Raw genomic sequence first — 16,673 nt, forward strand, 5'->3', positions numbered from 1 at the left:
ACGTCCACTCTCGCCGACCGCTCTGATATGAGACCGTCGCCGACCTGACACGGCCGCTGACACCGCATGGCCGCGACGGCCGGTGAACGGCGCGGGGTTCGTGTCAGCGGCCACGTCAGGACGGCGACGGCCCGATATCAGAGCGGTCGGCCAGGTTGGACCCCATGAACGGTTCAGCCATTGTGGCCTCGGGGCTGCGCAAGGCATACCAAGACAAGACCGTGCTCGACGGCATCGACCTGGATGTCCGGACCGGCACGATCTTCGCCCTGCTCGGGCCCGACGGCGCCGGCAAGACCACGACGGTGAACGTGCTGACCACGCTGCTGGCCCCCGACGCCGGGAAGGTGGTCGTCGCCGGGCACGACGTGGCCACGCAGACCAAGGCGGTGCGCGCGGCGATCGGGGTCACCGGGCAGTTCGCCTCGGTGGACGACCTGCTCACCGGCGAGGAGAACCTGCTGATGACGGCCGATCTCCTGCACCTGCCCAAGGCGCAGGGCGAACGCGTCGCCGGCCGGCTGCTGGCGAGGTTCGATCTGGTCGAGGCGGCGGGCAAGCTGGCGGTGTCCTACTCCGGCGGCATGCGCCGCAAACTGGACCTGGCCATGACGCTGGTCGGCGACCCGCAGATCATCTTCCTGGACGAGCCCACCACGGGACTCGATCCGCGCGGCCGCCGCACCATGTGGGACATCATCCGGGAACTGGCCGCGGAGGGCAGGACCATCTTCCTCACCACCCGGTATCTGGAGGAGGCCGGCCAGCTCGCCGACCGTGTCGCCGTACTCGATCAGGGCCGGCTGGTCGCCGAGGGCAGCGCCGATGAGCTCAAGCGCCGCGTCCCCGGCAGCCATGTCCGGCTGCGGTTCACCGCCCGGTACGAACTCGACGCCGCGGCGCGGGTCCTGCACGAGTCCACCAGGGACGACGAAGAGCTGACCTTGCGTGTTCCCGGCGACGGCGGGGTGCGGTCCTTGCGCGCGCTGATCGATCGGCTCGACGCCCATGGTCTGGAAGTCGAGGAATTGTCGGTGCACACACCGGACCTGGATGACGTCTTCCTCGCCCTTACCGCTCACGCGAACAAGGAGGCCGGCGCGCGATGAAGGCCATGTCGGCTTGCCTGGGCTCGTACGACGTTCACGAGGCGAGCGTGATCTCGGCCAGCTCACGCCAGTCCCGCTGCTGCCCGGCACGGACCGCCTCGGCGAACACGGTTTCGCCGAGGTGATCGCGCGCGTCCGCGGCGATCCTGGCGGCGTCCGGCTGTGAACGGTCCGGCGTGCCGCGCACGCCGTCGCTCGCCCCGAGCAGTCGTACGGCCTGCTCGTGCTCTCCCTGGCGCAGCGCGAGGTCCGCGATCCCGATCAGCACAAGGGAGATCGTGGGGGGATGGGTGTGCTCGACGGTCGTGGCCGCGCGCAACGCCTCGGCCCGGTAGGCGCGGGCCTTGCCGAGATCCTCGGTGAGGTAGCCGTACAGGTCCATGGTGTGAACACGGACGGAGTCGGCCATGTCCGCCTCGCCCAGCACCGCCCGCACCGTGGCCAGGTGCTCGCGCGAGTGGTCCGGCTCGCCGCGCAAGCGCGCCAGCTGCGCCTGCGCGAGCGCCAGCTCGACGAGCGCGTCCGGCCAGACGATCCCATCGGCGATCCGCCGCGCCTCGGCCATGGCGGCGGCGCTTGATCGCTCATCGCCGAGCAGCCAGTGCAGCTGAGCCTGCCGCGCCCGCAGGCCGACCACGTCCTCGCTCGCGCCCACCTCCATCAGCGCCCGCGCCGCCTCTTCGTAGTGCTCGCAGGCGCGGGCGAACTCGCCGCGCATGGCCAGCCGGTCGGCCAGGAAGGTCAGCGCGAGCGAGATCCCCATCCGGTCGCCCAGCGTACGGAACTCGGCGAGGGCGGTCTCGGCGTCGAGGTCCACGTCGGTCTCGTCGCCGCCGATCGTGAGCCGCAGCCGGCCACGGGTGAGCCTGGCCTGCGCGCGCACCCACGGATCGGCGGCGGCGACGAGCGGCTCGAAGGCGGGCATGAGCTCCGCCGGGCCCCGCAGCATCCGCTCCAGCAGCTCGACGAACCCCAGCAGCGGATGGCTGGACCCGCTGCGCTGAGCGAACCGGTGCGCCTGCTCGATCCACTCCCGCGCCTGATACTGATCGCCGGTGACCCCGGCGGTCACGAAGATCGTCACATTGAGGTACGCCAGCGCCCGCACCTCATCGGACACCTCACCGGGCAGCGAGGCCGCCGCGATGCTCAGCTCGGCGCCCTCGGCCCGGTGCCCGCTGAGGTACCAGTACCAGCCCGCGGCCGCGACCAGCCGCATCGCCTCCTGAGCCCATCCCTCGGCGATCGCGCCGCGCAGGGCCGTGCCGATGTTGTCGTGCTCGGCCCCGAGCCTGGCCAGCCACTCCACCTGCTCGGCCCGGCGCAGGCGCGGCTCGGCCGTCTCGGCCAGCTCGGTGAAGTACGCCAGGTGCGCCCGGCGCGCCGGCTCGCTCTGCCCGGCTTCGGCCAGCCGCTGCGCCGCGTACTCCCTGATGGTGTTGAGCATCCGGTAGCGCGGCATGCCCTGGCCGTCGGCGAGCAGCAGCGACTTGTCGATCAACGCGGTCAGCACGTCGAACACCTGCTCCCCGGCGGACGTCTCCTGCCCGCACACCTGTTCGGCCGCTTCCAGGCTCACCCCGCCGGAGAACACCGACAGCCGCCGCAGCACCTCACGTTCGGTCTCGGTCAGCAGGTCCCAGCTCCAGTCCACGACCGCGCGCAGCGTCTTGTGCCGGGCGAGCACCGTACGGCTGCCGCTGGTCAGCAGCCGGAACCGGTCGTCGAGCCGGCGGGCCAGCTGATCGACGGACATGGTGCGCAGCCGGGCCGCGGCCAGTTCGATCGCCAGCGGCATCCCGTCCAGCGCCCGGCAGATCCGCACCATGGCCGCCAAAGTGTCGGTGTCGGAGCCGATGTCCTTGCGCACCAGATCGGCGCGGTCGCGCAGCAGCCGCACCGCGGGCGAGGACCCGGCCTCGGCGGGATCGGCTCCGCCGGCGGGCAGCGCGAGCGGCTCGACCTGCCACAGCACCTCCCCGGTGATGCCGAGCGGTTCCCTGCTGGTGGCCACGATCCGCAATCTGCGGCACTCCCCCAGCAGCCGGTCGGCGAACGCCGCGGCCGCCTCGATCACGTGCTCGCAGTTGTCCAGGATGAGCAAGATCGCGCGCTCGCGGACCGCGGCGATGAGCCGGTCCATCGGCTCCCCGCCCCGCGAGCCGCCGAGCAATGCCTGGTCACGCAGGCCGATCGCGGTCAGGGCGGCCTGCGCCAGATCGCCGCCTTCCCCGACGGAGGCCAGTTCGACCAGCCACGCCCCATCCGGCAGGTCGGCGAGCATCGTCCGCGCGGTCTCGGTGGCCAGCCTCGTCTTGCCGGAGCCGCCCGCCCCCGTCAAGGTGACCAGCCGGTGCTTGGCGGCCAGAGCGGCGACCGCGGACACATCATTCTTCTTGCCGACGAAACTCGTCAGCTCGGCGCGCAGGTTCGTCTTGTGGTTGTCCGCCCGCTCGCCCAGCTCGCCACGCAGCAGCGCGGTGTGCAGCGCGGAGAGCTTGGCCGACGGATCGACGCCCAGCTCCTCGGCGAGCCGCTCGCGGGTGCGCTGGTAGACCGTCAACGCCTCGCTCCCCCGCCCCGCCTCGGCGAGCGCTCGCATCAACGCCGCCACGAACCCCTCCCGCAGCGGGTACGCGGCGACCAGCTCGGTCAGCTCCGAGACCAGCTCCGAGCCACGGCCGAGGCGAATATCGGCATCCACCCGATCGCCGAGCGCGGCGACGTGGAGTTCGTCCAGGCGCGCGACCGCGGCGTCGAAGGTGTCGCTGCCCTGCAGCGCGAGGTCGGCCATGGCCGTGCCGCGCCACAAGGCCAAGGCCGAGCGCAGCAGATCCGCCCGCGCCGCGGGCTCGGCGGCACGGGCCTGGCCGACCAGCTGCTCGAACCTGGATACGTCCACGGCATCAGGAGCCACGGCCAGCCGGTATCCGCCGGAATCGGCCTCGATCACCCCGTCCGGCAACACCCTGCGTAGCCTGGACACCAGTGCCTGCAAGGCGTTCACCTCGTCGGCGGGCGGCTGTTCGCCCCAGATCCAGTCCACCAGCCTCGCCCGCGTGACGATCCGGCCGGGTTCGAGGGCGAGCGCGGCCAGCAGTGCGCGCAGCCGAATCCCCGGAACCTCCACCACGGCCCCATCGCGGTTTCGGACCTCGAACGGTCCCAGCAATTCGACTCTCACAGCGGCAATTGTGCCGAACTGTGAGCCCGTCTTGCGCCATCTGTCCGTCTGGGCCCTCCGGCCGCACCCCCTGGACGCCGGCTGGGCCTTGCGGCCGCACCCCCTAAACGCCGGGCGGGAGGGTGGCGGTGAGCTCGAAGCCGCCGCCCGGGTGGGGGCCCGCCTCGACGCTGCCGCCTGCCTGGCTTAGCCGTTCGACCAGCCCGCGCAGCCCGCTGCCGCTCTCGGCCGGCTGCGGGCCGGGACTCTCTGTGGGTCGCGGGCCGTCGGTGCCGCTCTCGGTGGGTCCGTCGGGGCTGCTGCCGCTCTTGGTGGGCCGCGGCCGGTCGGGGCCGTTGTCGCGGATCGTCAGGGTCAGGCCGGTCAGGTCGATCTCGGCCTCGGTGGCGCCGCTGTGCCTGATGATGTTGGTGACGCCCTCGCGTACCACCCAGCCCAGCAGCGCCTCGGCCTGCGCGGCCGGTGGCGGCCCGGTGCGGCGGACGCGGGCGCGCACGCCGGCCGCGGCCAGGGCGTCGCGGGCGCGGGCGAGTTCGTCGGCCAGGCTGCCCGCCCGGTAGCCGGTGACCGCCTCGCGTACCTCGGTCAGTGCCTGCCGGCCGACGGCCTCGATGTCGGCGGCCTGGCGTTCGGCCTGGCCGGGGTCGCGGCGGGCCAGTCGTCGTACGGCCTCGGCCTTGACCACGATGACCGACAAGGTGTGCCCGAGCAGGTCGTGCAGGTCGCGGGAGAAGCGCAGCCGCTCCTCGGCGACGGCCGCCTCGGCCAGGCGCCGCCGGGTCTGGTTCAGCTCGCCGATGACCGTGTGCAGGTGCAGGATGACGGCCACGACCAGGCCCGCGCTGAAGGTCCCCCACGAGAAGGCCAGGATCGACTCCAGGCTGCCGCCGCCGGCCCCCACCACCAGCGCCGTGCCGAAGGGCAGCGCCGCCGTGGCGAGTCGCACCGCCCGGCCGCGCAGGGTGATGCCGCACGCCACGCCGAGCAGCGGGAACAGGTAGTACCAGCCGCCGCCCAGCACGATCGACAGCCCGAAGACCACGGCCGAAAGCCCCGCCAGCGCGAGCCGGGCGGGCACCGTACGGCGCCGGAAGGCCATGATCACTGTCAGCGCGTACAGGGCGGACATGGCGGCCAGGCCCGCCCATGACAGCCAGCCCGGCCGCAGCGAGCCGTCGACGGTCTCCCAGATCGCGCCCGCGGCCAGCAGGACGAAGGGCAGGAACGCCCCTATGCCGGGCGCGTCGGGCGCTTCGTCCGGCGTGCCGTCGGGGTTCGAGGGCGGGGTTCGGGCCATCAGGCCAACGTTATCCGCGCCCGAGAGCCGCGACGAGCCGACCCGAGGCGTGAAGCACGCTGGGTCAGCCCGTCGCCGACATCGGGTCGAGCCGGGCCAGCCGGTCGGCGTCGGTGATGATGACGACCTCGGCGATCAGGCCGCCGCTGACGGTGAAGGCGACCAGCGAGACCACCTGGCCGCCGACCGTGGCGACGGATCCGGCGGCCCCGTTGACCAGCACCGGATGTCCCACCGAGCCGACCGGGCGGAACATGATCGCCTGCTTGGCCACCACAGCCGCCCCGCGCGCCACCAGCACGCCCCCCGCGGCGCCGCGGTCGGAGCGGACCACGACATCCGGGTCGAGCACCCGTACCAGCGCCTCGAAGTCTCCATCGCGCGCGGCGGCCAGGAAGGCGTCGACGGCCTGGCGCTGACGGCCCAGATCCGGATCGGGCACCGGGGCCGTGCCCCGCACGCGGCGGCGGGCGCGGCTGGCCAGCTGCCTGGCCGCCGCCGGGGTACGCCCCACGATCGTCGCGATCTCCTCGAACGGCACCGCGAACATGTCGTGCAGCACGAACGCCAGCCGCTCCGCCGGCTCGAGCGACTCCAGCACCACCAGCAACGCCAATCCGACCGAGTCGGCCACCAGCGCCTCGTGCTCGGGATCGACGCCCTCGGCGGGGCTGACGACCGGGTCGGGCAGGCGCTCTTCCAGGGAGTCCTCGCGCCGCCGCTCGCGCGAGCTCAACATGGTCAGGCACACCCGGGCCACGACCGTGGTCAGCCACCCGCCGAGATTGTTCACCTCGCTGGTGTCGCTGCGGCTGAGCCGTATCCACCCCTCCTGTACGGCGTCCTCGGCCTCGCTCAGCGACCCGAGCATCCGGTAGGCCACGGCCCGCAGATGGGAGCGGTGCTCCTCGAACCGGCCGGCCAGGAACTCCGCGTCGCTCGTCGTCCCAATATTCGTCGTCCCAATATTCGTCGTCCCAATATTCATCGTCACATTCCTTCGTCAAAGCAAGTCATAGCACTGACCAACCCGACGCCACCGATGTGACAACTCCCGCCGAGGTTTATGCCTGGACCAGAGTGATCACTCCCGCGCTCACGAGGGCGAGCGCCCACATGCGGTCCAGATTGAACCAGGCACGCCGCAGCACCGTGAGCCCGGCCACCTCGTACACCACCACGGCGATGACACCCGCCACCACGAACATCGCCAGCGTGTGCAGCGCGGCCACCGCCAGGCCGCCCGACAGGGCGTGCCCCTCATGGCCGGGGGCGTGCAGGCCGGTGAAGACGGGCAGCAGCATCAGGCCGGCGCCGTGGGCCGAGGACATCAGGAACGACCAGCCGGCCAGCTGCCACAGCGACAGCCGCATCCCCACCCAGCGGAAGTGCCGCTTGGACAGCAGCCGCCACAGGCCGAACCCGACCAGCACCACCCCGCCGCCGATCGACAGCACCCTGCCGGTGACCAGCGAGCCGGTGAGGCCGACGACGATCGCGACCACGGCGACCGAGCCCAGGTGGCCCAGCGCGATGACCGGCAGCGACTGCAGCAGCAGGTCCCTGCTGCGCTCCTGCAGGCCGCGGGCCACGGCGAAGAGCCAGCCCATGGCCGGGTTCAGGCCGTGGAAGGCGCCCAGCAGGAGCACGGTGGCGATCGTCACGGGTAGCAGTAGGAGTCGGAGGAGGCGTCGCCGCCCTGCAGGCGTACCTGGTGGGGGCGCAGGCCGCGGAAGGCCTCATCGTGCGGGAAGAAGCGGGTGTCGAAGGTGAAGGAGTCGGTGTCGATCTTGGCCATCCAGGCGCCGACGCCCTCGGGGTAGAACTGGTCGTCCCAGGCTCCGTACAGGGAGTTGGTGAGGTAGAGGCGGCGGCCGTCGCGGCTGATCTCGACCATCTGCGGCCCGCCGCGCAGCGGCAGTGACGGCTGGGCGGGGTGGGGTGCCTGCCGGGCGATGCCGCCGATCCTGAGCGAGCCCAGCTCGGCGGGGTTGGCCGGGTCCGACACGTCGTACTGCTTGATCTCGCCGGTGCCCCAGCAGGAGACGTACAGGCGCTGGTCGTCGACCGACAGGTCGATGTCGGTGACCAGGGGCGGCACGGCGCCGAAGGGCTGCAGGACGGGTGGCAGCAGGTCGGCGCTCGCGGGCTCGGCGGGGATGGTGATCACCTTGCGGGCCTGCCAGCGGCCGTCCTCGTGGAACCAGAGCCAGATCGAGGCCGACAGGTCCGCGGTGCTGGTGACGACGCTGGCGAAGCCGTAGGTGCGGGTGGGGTCGTGCGCCGGGCGCAGCTCCAGGACCATCTGGTGTTCATCGCCCAGGTCGACCTCCTGGACGTGCTTGCGCTTGCGCAGGTCCCAGAAGTGCAGCTTGTGGCCGTACTTGCGGCCGAGCAGCAGCTCTCCCACCACGCCGTTCTCGATCATCGACGGGGTGCCCCACTCGGAGCTGATCAGCACGTCGTGGTTGATGTGCCACCAGAAGTCGTAGGCGAGGTACTGCGGCCCTCTGTCGACCTCCCAGCGTTCGAGCACTTCGAACGTGGTGTGGTCGAGCAGCGCGATCCCGCCGGGCCCGTCGTTGCCGTCGGCGCCGCCGAGCGCGGACAGGTAGATCCCGCCGGGCCCGCAGTGCACGGTGTGGGGCCGGGAGTAGCCGGCCCGTTTGGCCAGTTCGTCGGCCTCGATGACCTTGACCAGTTCCGGGCTGAGGTGGTCCTTGGTGTCGAAGACGTGGATGCGCGAGGAGCGCAGTCCGGGCACGATGAGGTAGCGGCGTTCGACATGCGGGTGCGGGGCGCTGGGGCACAGGGCGGTGCTGCAGGCGTTCCAGCCGAAGTGGTGCAGCTCGTCGCCGGTGTTGGGCAGCTCGCTCCAGCCCACCACCTGGCCGTAGTGCGGCGAGTCGGCGTCGGTGTCGAGTACGGCCAGCGCGTCCGGCCTGGTCGCCGACCGGTCGAAGGCGACGACATAGGCCAGTTTCTCGGCGGGTGCACCGGCCGCGTCCCTGGGCGAAGGATAGAACGTGGGGTCCGGGGTCCAGAGGCTCATCCCTTCACGTATTCACCAATTCCCTACAAGGTCAACAGGGTATTGGGCATGTTTTCGGAATGATCGCGCAAGGTGTTGTCCCGATCAGGGTCGATCGCGGGCCGGGCCTCGCAGGCCGTCGAGGGCGATGTCGATGAAGCGCCGCCAGTCGCCCACGGCGTTGCGGCTGATCGCCGAGACCGCTCCGGCGATCATGTAGAGGTCGCCGAGCTTGGCGTCGGCGCGGAGCGTGCCGTCGGCCCGGCCGCGCTCGAGCAGCGCCTCGCCGAGGGCCAGGAGGTCTTCGCCCACCTGCCCGCGCGGCTCGGTGGAGCCCAGCGCCGCCTCGATCGCGCTGGAGACCCCCCGGCCCTCGTCGTGCACCTGCCCGATGCGGGTCAGGAAGCAGGTCAGGGCCTGCCGAGTGTCGGGATTGGGCAGGCATTCGGTACGGGCGTAGGCCAGGATCTCGGCGAACCGCTGCTCCGTCACCGCCTCGATCAAGGCCTGGCGGGTCGGGAAATGCCGGTAGACGGTGCCGATGCCGACTCCGGCCGCCTTGGCCACCTCCGCCATCTGCACCTCGTCCCCGCGTTCGGCGAACAGCTCGCAGGCCACCTCCAGCACGCGAGCGCGGTTGCGCTCGGCGTCGGTGCGGGGCTTGCGGGCGGTGTGCTTTGACATCCCTGGCGGTCCTCTGTCTAGACTTGAAGCGGAATCGGATTCCGAATCCTCCTCCGGAAAGGATACCTCATGTCCAAAGATCGCTTCATCCTCCTGAGCCCCGGAGAGTCACGCCTGCCGTTACCGCCGGGGACGACGCTCAAGGCCGGAGCCGCCGACACCGAGGGCCGGTTCACCCTCATGGAGAACCACAGACACAACGACCTCCCCTCGCATGTCCACGACACCTTCGACGAGTTCGTCTACGTGCTCGACGGGGAGCTGGGCATCGACTTCGACGGCTGGACGCACCGCCTCACCGCGGGCATGTGCGCCCTGCTGCCGCGCGGCGTCACCCATGCCATGCGCACCCTGTCCGAGGCTCCGGTCCACGCGCTGCGGCTGTCGACGCCGGGCGGCCTGGAAGGCAACGTCCAGGACGTGGCCGAGGACAGCGGCGACAAGGACCGCTTCTACGTCCTGGGGCACGGCCAAGCCCGGCCGGGGCGCGTCAAAGTGCCGCCCGCCTTCGCCGCCAAGGCTCGCGCCACCGACACCGGCGGCACGCTGTCACTGCTGGAAATGGCCGTGGCTCAGGACATTCCCCGCCATGTCCACCACGAGGCCGACGAGGGGATCTACATACTCGACGGAGAGCTCGTCGTCGAGTTCGACGACCGGACGGACAAGGTGGGCAAGGGGCAGTTCGTCCTGCTGCCCCACGGGGTCCCGCACGCGCTGCGCCGCGGGTCCACCCCTCCTCCGCGGGTCATCCAGATCTCCTCGCCGGGTGGCTGGGAGTGCTTCGTCGAGGACCTGATCGAGGCCAGGCCGTACGTCAGCGCGGGCGGCAGGCTCGACCCGGCCAAGCTCAACTCCATCGCCGCCAAGTACGACATCACCTACGAAGTGCCGTAACCCACGCGAAGCGGCAGCGGCCACACCCGGGGTGCCGAGCGGATGCCCCAGAGCGCGACGGCGATGTAGAGGACCTGCTCGGGAATGCGCAGCCACAACGGGGACGCCTCGCCGCCGTCGAACGGCACGTCGGCCAGCGCGGCGTAGATGTTGGCCGGCAGCAGGAGCGCGAAGAGCGCGATCAGCCCGATCCCGGCCGACCAGCGCGTCCTGGTGATGATCAGCCCTACCGCGCCCATGAGCTCCAGCACGCCGGTCAGGTAGACCACCGCGTCGGCGAAGGGCACGAAGGGGGGCACCATGCGTACGAGATCGGCGTGGGTGGGCATCACCGTGACGCTTTCCGGGACGAAGTGCGCGCTGGCCGTCATGAAGAGCATGACGGCCAGCGCATGCGCCGCACTGACCGGCCACGAGGCGAACCGGCCGACCCCGAAGGCCCCCAGTGCGCGGAAGCCCAGCAGGGCCACCACCAGAACGATGCTCGTCTCCATTACGTCCCCCAATTGGGTAGTTGCGCTATCTAGTTATTGGATAGCACAACTATCCTATGAAGGGAATGACTGTCAAGCGGCCGGGCGCCTTGTGCGCGGGGCCGCTTGTTTTGGCTCGCTCGCTTTGGCTTAGTTCGGCCAGTCGCCGATGAGCGCCCTTATCTCCTCGGCCACCTCTTGCGCCGACCGGCCGTCCGTGTCGATGCGCAGGTCACCCGCTCCGGCGCGGTCGAGCGCCACGGCCTCGCGTGCCGCCCGTTCGGCGACGCGGCGCAGGGCTTCGGGGTCCAGTCCCTTCAGCTCATCGCCCGGTATCGCCGGCCCGCCTCCCCGGCCGCGCCGCGTGACGCGCTCGGCCAGCGTCGCGGGCCCGGCGTGCAGACGGCACACCGTCAGCGCCGCTCCGGGAAGCAACTCGGCGTAGTCGCGGACGGTGTCGTCCCGGTCGTCGTGCCCGGAGACGATCAGGCACCTGGCCTCGGCCGCACGGTATCCGGCCAAGAGGGCCGCGAGATTGCGCGCCTTGAGGCGATGGCCGTCCGGGTCGTCGTCCGTGGCGGGACGTAACACGCCGATCTGCTTCAGATCCACATAAGCGGCTCGTACGCCGGTCCGGACGATCTGCGAGAAGACCTCATAGCCGACAGTCGACTTCCCCACCGCGGTGGCGCCGGACAACCACAGCACCGGAACCGGATCGACGGCGAGCGGTGCGGCCGGTCGGGAAACATGGCCGACGGGTGGGCCGGGACGCGGCCATCCACCGGCTCGCTCGCGGACCATCCGGGCCGCCTCGGGCACGGTCAGCCCGCCGGTATCCAGGCACAGGTCGGCGAAGTCGCTGCCCTCCAGCGACTCCGCCTCGGCGACGGCCTCGGCCACCAGGTCGGGACGCCATCCCCGCCCGAGAAACCGCTCCTTGAGCTCATCGGTGCTCACGCGCAGCCGGCACACGGTGAAGGCGGCGTCCGGGAGACGCTCCGTGTACTCGCCGATCTCCTCAGCGGTGTCGACGAAACCCGACAGGACCACGCACCGCGCTCCCTGATCCCGGAAGTTGGGCCACATCGCGGCCAGGCTCCGGGCCCGGATCCGATGGGTGCCGAGCTCCGGCAGGGGGTAGCACAGGCTGATCTGGTCGGCGTCGACGAACGCCGCCCGGACGCCGCCCCGGCTCAGCTGGGCGAACACCTCCCAGCCGAGCGAGGACTTCCCGACACCTGACGGCCCGCACAGCCACAGCAACGGCAGAAGATCGCTTCCCACCCGCGCGACAGTAGTTGACCGTCCGCGCGATCGGCGATCACATTTCGCCCGCTCAGGACGGGCATCGCCCGTCAAGGGCGCTGAGGACGGCGTCGATGAACACCGGTGACGCCGGTTCGTCGGCATGCGCCACGCCGGCGAACTCGGCCCGGCACCAGACACCGGCGATGACGTCGTTGCGCGTCTCGTCGAGCGAACTCGTCAGCAACGTGTACTTGACCGGATCCGGCGTCGGGTCGCCGCTGTTGAGCTGGGCGATGAAGCTGCTGGTGGGGCACATCTGCCCGCCCTGACCGGCCGGCAGCAGGCAGGCGGGCCAGTAGCCGAGCTGCCCGGTGCCCATCGAGACGTAGCTGAGCGTCTTGGCGGCGCCGCCGAGGGATTTGAGGTAGTAGCGCGCGGACAGCCCTCCCATGCTGTGCCCGACGAGGCTGACCTTGCCGCCGCCGTGTTCGCCGCGTGCCTGCTCCACGAGGCCGGCGATGGCCTGGGCGTTGGCGAGGTTCTCCTCGCCGGGCAGGTCGATCGCGTACGTCGGGTAGCCGGCTTGCTCCAGCGCCGTGCGCATCTGGGCGAACTCGGTCGGCGAGCCGTTCCAGCCGTGAACCAGGATGACCGGCTCCCGCTGCGCGCCCTGGGCCGGCGAACCGGGGCAGAGCCCGCCCAGCAGGGCGACCGCGATGATCAGTAAGGGCCGGATGCGGTGGGGTCTGGGCGGCATCGTCGCACCTCGCTACTCGTACCGAAGGGGGGTTCACTTACCTAGTGCTCGGTAAGTGAGTTGCGTTAGGTTTAACACCGTGACCCCGAGCAGGCAAGGACCCGGCAGGCAGGAACGCGCTCGCCTGCGGCGGGAAGAGATCATCACGGCGGCCGGCGAGATGTTCGCCCGCGGCGGTTTCCGCGGCACCTCGCTCGCCGACGTCGCGGCCCGGGCCGGCATCACCGAGCCCGGTCTGCTGCACCACTTCGGCAGCAAGGCGGGCCTGCTGCTGGCGGTGATCGAGCGGCGCGACCTGGACAGTGAGGCGTTCGCCCTGGAACTGCTCGGGATGGAGCCCTCCGGGCGGCTTCGGGCGTTGCCGGAGTTCGCGCGCCGCAACAAGCAGCGGGCCGGGCTGGCCAAACTGTTCACGGTCTTGGTGGCGGAGAGCCTCGAGCCGGGCTCGCCCGGCCACCAACATTTCGTCGAACGCTACCGCGCGATGCGCGCCATCGTGGCCGACAACATCCGCTCCGCCCAGGCCGACGGCGTCGCCCGCCCGGACATCGACCCGGTGGCCAAGGCCACCGAGATCCTCGCGACCCTCGACGGCCTGCAGACCCAGTGGCTGCTCGACCCCGAAGCCGTCGACATCGTCGCCACCGTCGAGTCCTACGCCCGCACCCTGGAACGCGACCTCGGAGTGATCTAATGCCTGCGGGCGAAGGCTGAGCGGCAGGAGGGCGGCGCCAGGACATGCGGGTGACGATGACGAGCGTCGCGAAACGACCCGGCCGCGCGAACGAGGACTTCACCGGCGCCGTGCCGACGGCGGCGGTGCTGGTCGACGGCGCCGGCATCCCCGGCGGCGAAGCGACCTGCCGGCACGGCGTCGCCTGGTACGCAGGCCGCCTGGGAGCCAACCTCCTGTCCCTCGTAGGGGACCGCGGCCTTGCGGCGCTGCTCGCCGAAGCCATCGAGCAGGTGACGGACGAGCACCGCCACACCTGCGACGTCGCCAACCCCATCAGCCCGTCGGCGGCCGTGGCCGTCCTGCGCCTGTCCGGCGGCCTCCTGGAGTACCTGGTGCTCGGTGACGCGTTCCTCGTGCTCGACAGGGCTGACGACGCGCCGCTCGTCGTCTCCGACCCCCGGGAGGTGATCATCAGCCGGTCCTACGAGCCCGCGCTCGAGGCCGCCGCCAAGGGCAGCGAGGACTACCACCGCGTCCTGCGAGACCTGCGCGCCAACCGGAACCAGCCGGGCGGCTTCTGGGTGGCCAAGGACGACCCGCGCGCGGCGGACGAGGCGATCACCGGAAGCTGTGCGATCTCCGAGCTGAACGGCGCCGTCCTGCTCAGCAATGGAGCCGGCCGCATCGTGGACCCCTTCCGGCTCGCCGACTGGCCGGGGGTCATGGCCGCACTGGCGTCGAGCGGGCCCGCCCACATCATCCAGCGCGTCCGGCAGGCGGAGGCGCGCCACGCGGTGGCCGCGGACGACGCGACGATCACCTACTGCACCGACCTCGGCCAGGCATGAGGGTCACGGCGAAAAACCGGCGGCCAGCCCCCCATGACCTGACGCACTTCCTCATCGAGGGCCACCTTCCCCTGCGGAACGGATTCTGGGACCTGGTCGCCGACGGCGTCGACTTCGGCTACCGACCGGGCGGCAGGGTTTTCAATGCCTCCAGGTAGTTCAGCACGGTGACGGGGTCGTGGGCTTCGACGGTCAGGGCGAGATGGCCATCGGGACGTACGAGCACCATGGCCTCGCCGGTGACGCCGTAGCCGTCGGCCGCGTGGCCGTCGGCGTCGGTGAGCGTGCCTGCTTCGGCGATCAGGCACGTACGCAGAGGGCCGGGCCAGGCATCGCGTACGACGTCGAGCGAGCTTCGACCGCTCTGGCCGAATCCCACAAGGGTGAAGTGCGGGCCGCGGAAGATGTCGAAGAGCCGCACAGTGGCCCCCGAGGCGTCACGGCAGGGGGCGTCCGGGGCGCGATCGCCGGCACGTACACCTCGACGGTGGCCCTCGCGCGACAGGGGGCTCCAGCGGTAGCCCAGGCGCAGCTGGCGGGTGTCGTCGGTGTTCACCACGCCGAGGTCGGCGTCGGCGCCCTTGCCGAGCTCACCGATCATGGCCCGCAAGCGCTCGGTGCTGGCGCCCAGAGCCCAGGCCGCGATCGGCAGGCGTTCGCTCTCGTAGGTGTCCAGCAGCCCGTCGCCGGCGTGGCCGGACAGGACCAGCCCGAGCTTCCAGCCCAGGTTGTAGGCGTCTTGGATGCCGGTGTTCATGCCGAGCCCGCCCGCGGGCGGATGGACGTGCGCGGCGTCACCGGCCAGGAACACCCGCCCGCAGCGGAGCCGATCGGCCATCCGTACATTGACCCGGTAGGTGGAGGTCCAGGTGGGCGCGCCGAGCGTGATCTGCGGCATGCCGGTGATCTCCAGCACCGCACGCTGGAAGACCTCTTCGGACGGTGCCGGCGGACGTGCCTGCCAGGCCGGCGTCATGGCGGCGACCTGCCAGGCCGTCACCCCGGCGAACGGGCACAGCTGCAGGAGGCCGTGGTCGGGGTCGGCCCAGAGATGCAGCCGGTCCGGGCGCAGGCCCGTCACTTCGGCATCGCCGATGAGCAACGTCTGGCCGGGGTGCGTGGTGCCCTCGAAGGCGACGCCGAGCTGCTTGCGTACCGTGCTGTGGCCGCCGTCACACCCCACCAGGTAGTCGGCCGCGATGACGCGGCTGCCCGCATCGCGCTGGACGGTGGCCGTGACCTGATTGCCGTCCTGCTCGAACCGGTCCAGCCGGGTGCCGTACTCGACCGTGACGCCCAGGCGGCCCAGCAGGGAGCGCAGGATGGCCTCGGTGCGCCACTGCGGCAGCAGCAGTTGCGGGTGCGGCTCGGCCGGGCTGGTCTGCCAGTACGACGCCGGACGCTGGTCGGTGAAAGTGCCCTCACGGCCGTAGTGCCGCATGACGACCGGCGTGGCGGCCCGCACGGCCTCCTGGGCGAGGCCGAGATCGTCGAGGACCTCCACGGTGCGGGGGGTGACGCCTTTGGCGCGCGATCCGGGAAACGGCCCGGAGGCCTGGTCGATGACGCGTACGGCGACGCCGCGGCGGGCCAGGTCGCAGGCCAGCGTCAGGCCGGTCGGCCCGGCCCCGGCGATCAGCACCTGTAAGTCGCTCACCGGCCCGCTCCCGCGGGCCCGGCGACCAGCGCCCGTATGCCGCTCACCGGCCCGCTCCCGCCGGCCCCGTGATGCCCTCCAGCAGCAGGTCCACCGCCTGGTCGCGCAGCCGCGCCCGTGCCTGCTCGCTGGTGCCCCCTGCCAGGGCGGTCAGCCGCCCCGGCAGGGTGGGAAGCACCGTCAGCAGGCAGATCGCGGTGACGTAGAACAGCTCGAAGTCGCCGTCGGCCCGGAAGGCCCCCTCCCGCTGCCCTCGCTCGAACACCTCGCGCAGCGGCGCGGGCAGGTCCGCCGGCTCGATCGGCGGCCGGATCTCCCCCTCACCCAGCCCTTCGTGCAGCAGCAGCGGCACCAGCAGGGGACGTTCACAGACCAGGTCGAAGTACGCCCGCAACGCGACGCGCGTGACCTCGACCGGATCCTGACCGGTCAACCGGTCCAGAACCGGCCGCCACGCCGCTCCCATGTCGCTGCTCTGCGCGTCCAGGACCGCCCGGTACAGCCCTTCCTTGCTGCCGAAGTGGTCGTAGATCATCCGCTCGTTGACGCCCGCGCGCTCGACGATCTCGCGGACCCGGGTGCCTTTCAGCCCGTGGCGGGCGAACACCTCAGCTCCGGCGTCGAGCAGCGCCTGTTTGCTCTTCGAGGACACAAGTAAATGTTTACTGGGGCGATCTCGCCGGCGCAAGTGGGTCCCATCCGCACACGACCAGGTACCCGTCGATGGTGGTGATGCGATCGGAGGTTCGGAGAGTCGGATGCTGGAGCAGCGGGCGAAACCGGGTGTGGGAGCGGCGATGCTCCCCCAG

The 16,673-nt window shown here is 71.3% G+C and carries 15 protein-coding genes; 4 read left to right on the top strand and 11 right to left on the bottom strand.

Going from position 1 to position 16,673, the window contains the following annotated elements; all coding sequences use genetic code 11:
• Window positions 1-164: 164 nt before the first annotated feature.
• On the top strand, window positions 165-1,109 hold the full coding sequence (locus tag ACIBO2_RS31915; protein WP_358549651.1) for an ATP-binding cassette domain-containing protein: 945 nt from the start codon (window positions 165-167) through the stop codon (window positions 1,107-1,109).
• 34 nt (window positions 1,110-1,143) lie between these two features.
• On the opposite strand, the gene ACIBO2_RS31920 is transcribed toward ACIBO2_RS31915, so the two are convergent.
• The 6 genes from ACIBO2_RS31920 to ACIBO2_RS31945 all read right to left on the bottom strand — a co-directional run bounded on the left by ACIBO2_RS31920 (window position 1,144) and on the right by ACIBO2_RS31945 (window position 9,305).
• On the bottom strand, window positions 1,144-4,293 hold the full coding sequence (locus ACIBO2_RS31920) for a BTAD domain-containing putative transcriptional regulator (protein WP_358549654.1): 3,150 nt from the start codon (window positions 4,291-4,293) through the stop codon (window positions 1,144-1,146).
• A 103-nt stretch (window positions 4,294-4,396) separates the two neighbouring features.
• Window positions 4,397-5,590, bottom strand: a complete 1,194-nt coding sequence (locus ACIBO2_RS31925; protein ID WP_358549657.1) for a sensor histidine kinase — start codon at window positions 5,588-5,590, stop codon at window positions 4,397-4,399.
• 64 nt (window positions 5,591-5,654) lie between these two features.
• Window positions 5,655-6,578, bottom strand: a complete 924-nt coding sequence (locus ACIBO2_RS31930; RefSeq protein WP_358549660.1) for a sigma-70 family RNA polymerase sigma factor — start codon at window positions 6,576-6,578, stop codon at window positions 5,655-5,657.
• Window positions 6,579-6,654: 76 nt separating this feature from the next.
• Entirely contained in the window at window positions 6,655-7,254 is a 600-nt protein-coding gene (locus tag ACIBO2_RS31935; RefSeq protein ID WP_397301624.1) for a hypothetical protein, read from the bottom strand.
• Complete coding sequence (locus tag ACIBO2_RS31940) at window positions 7,251-8,642, bottom strand: selenium-binding protein SBP56-related protein (protein ID WP_358549663.1); 1,392 nt, start codon at window positions 8,640-8,642, stop codon at window positions 7,251-7,253. The genes ACIBO2_RS31935 and ACIBO2_RS31940 overlap by 4 nt, the downstream gene beginning before the upstream one ends.
• Before the next feature lie 84 nt (window positions 8,643-8,726).
• Window positions 8,727-9,305 (bottom strand): helix-turn-helix domain-containing protein, encoded by a 579-nt coding sequence (locus ACIBO2_RS31945; protein ID WP_358549666.1) that lies wholly within the window; start codon window positions 9,303-9,305, stop codon window positions 8,727-8,729.
• Window positions 9,306-9,374: 69 nt separating this feature from the next.
• Between ACIBO2_RS31945 and ACIBO2_RS31950 the strand changes: the two genes are divergently transcribed.
• A complete protein-coding gene (locus ACIBO2_RS31950) occupies window positions 9,375-10,202 on the top strand; it encodes a cupin domain-containing protein (RefSeq protein ID WP_358549668.1) in 828 nt (275 codons plus the stop codon).
• On the opposite strand, the gene ACIBO2_RS31955 is transcribed toward ACIBO2_RS31950, so the two are convergent.
• The 3 genes from ACIBO2_RS31955 to ACIBO2_RS31965 all read right to left on the bottom strand — a co-directional run bounded on the left by ACIBO2_RS31955 (window position 10,187) and on the right by ACIBO2_RS31965 (window position 12,683).
• The gene (locus ACIBO2_RS31955) at window positions 10,187-10,696 is read right to left on the bottom strand and encodes a hypothetical protein (protein WP_397301629.1); all 510 of its coding nucleotides are present in this window, start codon (window positions 10,694-10,696) and stop codon (window positions 10,187-10,189) included. The genes ACIBO2_RS31950 and ACIBO2_RS31955 overlap by 16 nt on opposite strands.
• A gap of 129 nt (window positions 10,697-10,825) precedes the next feature.
• A complete protein-coding gene (locus ACIBO2_RS31960; protein ID WP_397301632.1) occupies window positions 10,826-11,962 on the bottom strand; it encodes a hypothetical protein in 1,137 nt (378 codons plus the stop codon).
• Window positions 11,963-12,014: 52 nt separating this feature from the next.
• Window positions 12,015-12,683, bottom strand: coding sequence for an alpha/beta fold hydrolase (locus ACIBO2_RS31965; protein ID WP_358549674.1), 669 nt, complete (start codon window positions 12,681-12,683; stop codon window positions 12,015-12,017).
• 79 nt (window positions 12,684-12,762) lie between these two features.
• Here ACIBO2_RS31965 and ACIBO2_RS31970 point away from each other — a divergent pair, with 79 nt between their 5' ends.
• On the top strand, window positions 12,763-13,377 hold the full coding sequence (locus tag ACIBO2_RS31970) for a TetR/AcrR family transcriptional regulator (protein WP_358549676.1): 615 nt from the start codon (window positions 12,763-12,765) through the stop codon (window positions 13,375-13,377).
• Between the two features lie 50 nt (window positions 13,378-13,427).
• Entirely contained in the window at window positions 13,428-14,207 is a 780-nt protein-coding gene (locus ACIBO2_RS31975) for an integrase (protein WP_358549678.1), read from the top strand.
• A 118-nt stretch (window positions 14,208-14,325) separates the two neighbouring features.
• Here ACIBO2_RS31975 and ACIBO2_RS31980 read toward each other — a convergent pair whose 3' ends face one another.
• The gene (locus ACIBO2_RS31980; protein ID WP_397301636.1) at window positions 14,326-15,864 is read right to left on the bottom strand and encodes an FAD-dependent monooxygenase; all 1,539 of its coding nucleotides are present in this window, start codon (window positions 15,862-15,864) and stop codon (window positions 14,326-14,328) included.
• Window positions 15,865-15,907: 43 nt separating this feature from the next.
• Complete coding sequence (locus ACIBO2_RS31985; RefSeq protein ID WP_358549682.1) at window positions 15,908-16,516, bottom strand: TetR/AcrR family transcriptional regulator; 609 nt, start codon at window positions 16,514-16,516, stop codon at window positions 15,908-15,910.
• Window positions 16,517-16,673: the final 157 nt, after the last annotated feature.

The organism is Nonomuraea sp. NPDC050022 (assembly GCF_044460705.1).
Taxonomy (GTDB): domain Bacteria; phylum Actinomycetota; class Actinomycetes; order Streptosporangiales; family Streptosporangiaceae; genus Nonomuraea.

What these genes read in the sequence shown, in the direction of transcription:
- ACIBO2_RS31950 (WP_358549668.1), top strand. Translation starts at nt 9,375, where the DNA reads ATGTCCAAAGATCGCTTCATCCTCCTGAGCCCCGGAGAGTCACGCCTG.
- ACIBO2_RS31945 (WP_358549666.1), bottom strand. Translation starts at nt 9,305, where the DNA reads ATGTCAAAGCACACCGCCCGCAAGCCCCGCACCGACGCCGAGCGCAAC.
- ACIBO2_RS31965 (WP_358549674.1), bottom strand. Translation starts at nt 12,683, where the DNA reads ATGCCGCCCAGACCCCACCGCATCCGGCCCTTACTGATCATCGCGGTC.
- ACIBO2_RS31915 (WP_358549651.1), top strand. Translation starts at nt 165, where the DNA reads ATGAACGGTTCAGCCATTGTGGCCTCGGGGCTGCGCAAGGCATACCAA.
- ACIBO2_RS31925 (WP_358549657.1), bottom strand. Translation starts at nt 5,590, where the DNA reads ATGGCCCGAACCCCGCCCTCGAACCCCGACGGCACGCCGGACGAAGCG.
- ACIBO2_RS31940 (WP_358549663.1), bottom strand. Translation starts at nt 8,642, where the DNA reads ATGAGCCTCTGGACCCCGGACCCCACGTTCTATCCTTCGCCCAGGGAC.
- ACIBO2_RS31955 (WP_397301629.1), bottom strand. Translation starts at nt 10,696, where the DNA reads ATGGAGACGAGCATCGTTCTGGTGGTGGCCCTGCTGGGCTTCCGCGCA.
- ACIBO2_RS31930 (WP_358549660.1), bottom strand. Translation starts at nt 6,578, where the DNA reads ATGAATATTGGGACGACGAATATTGGGACGACGAATATTGGGACGACG.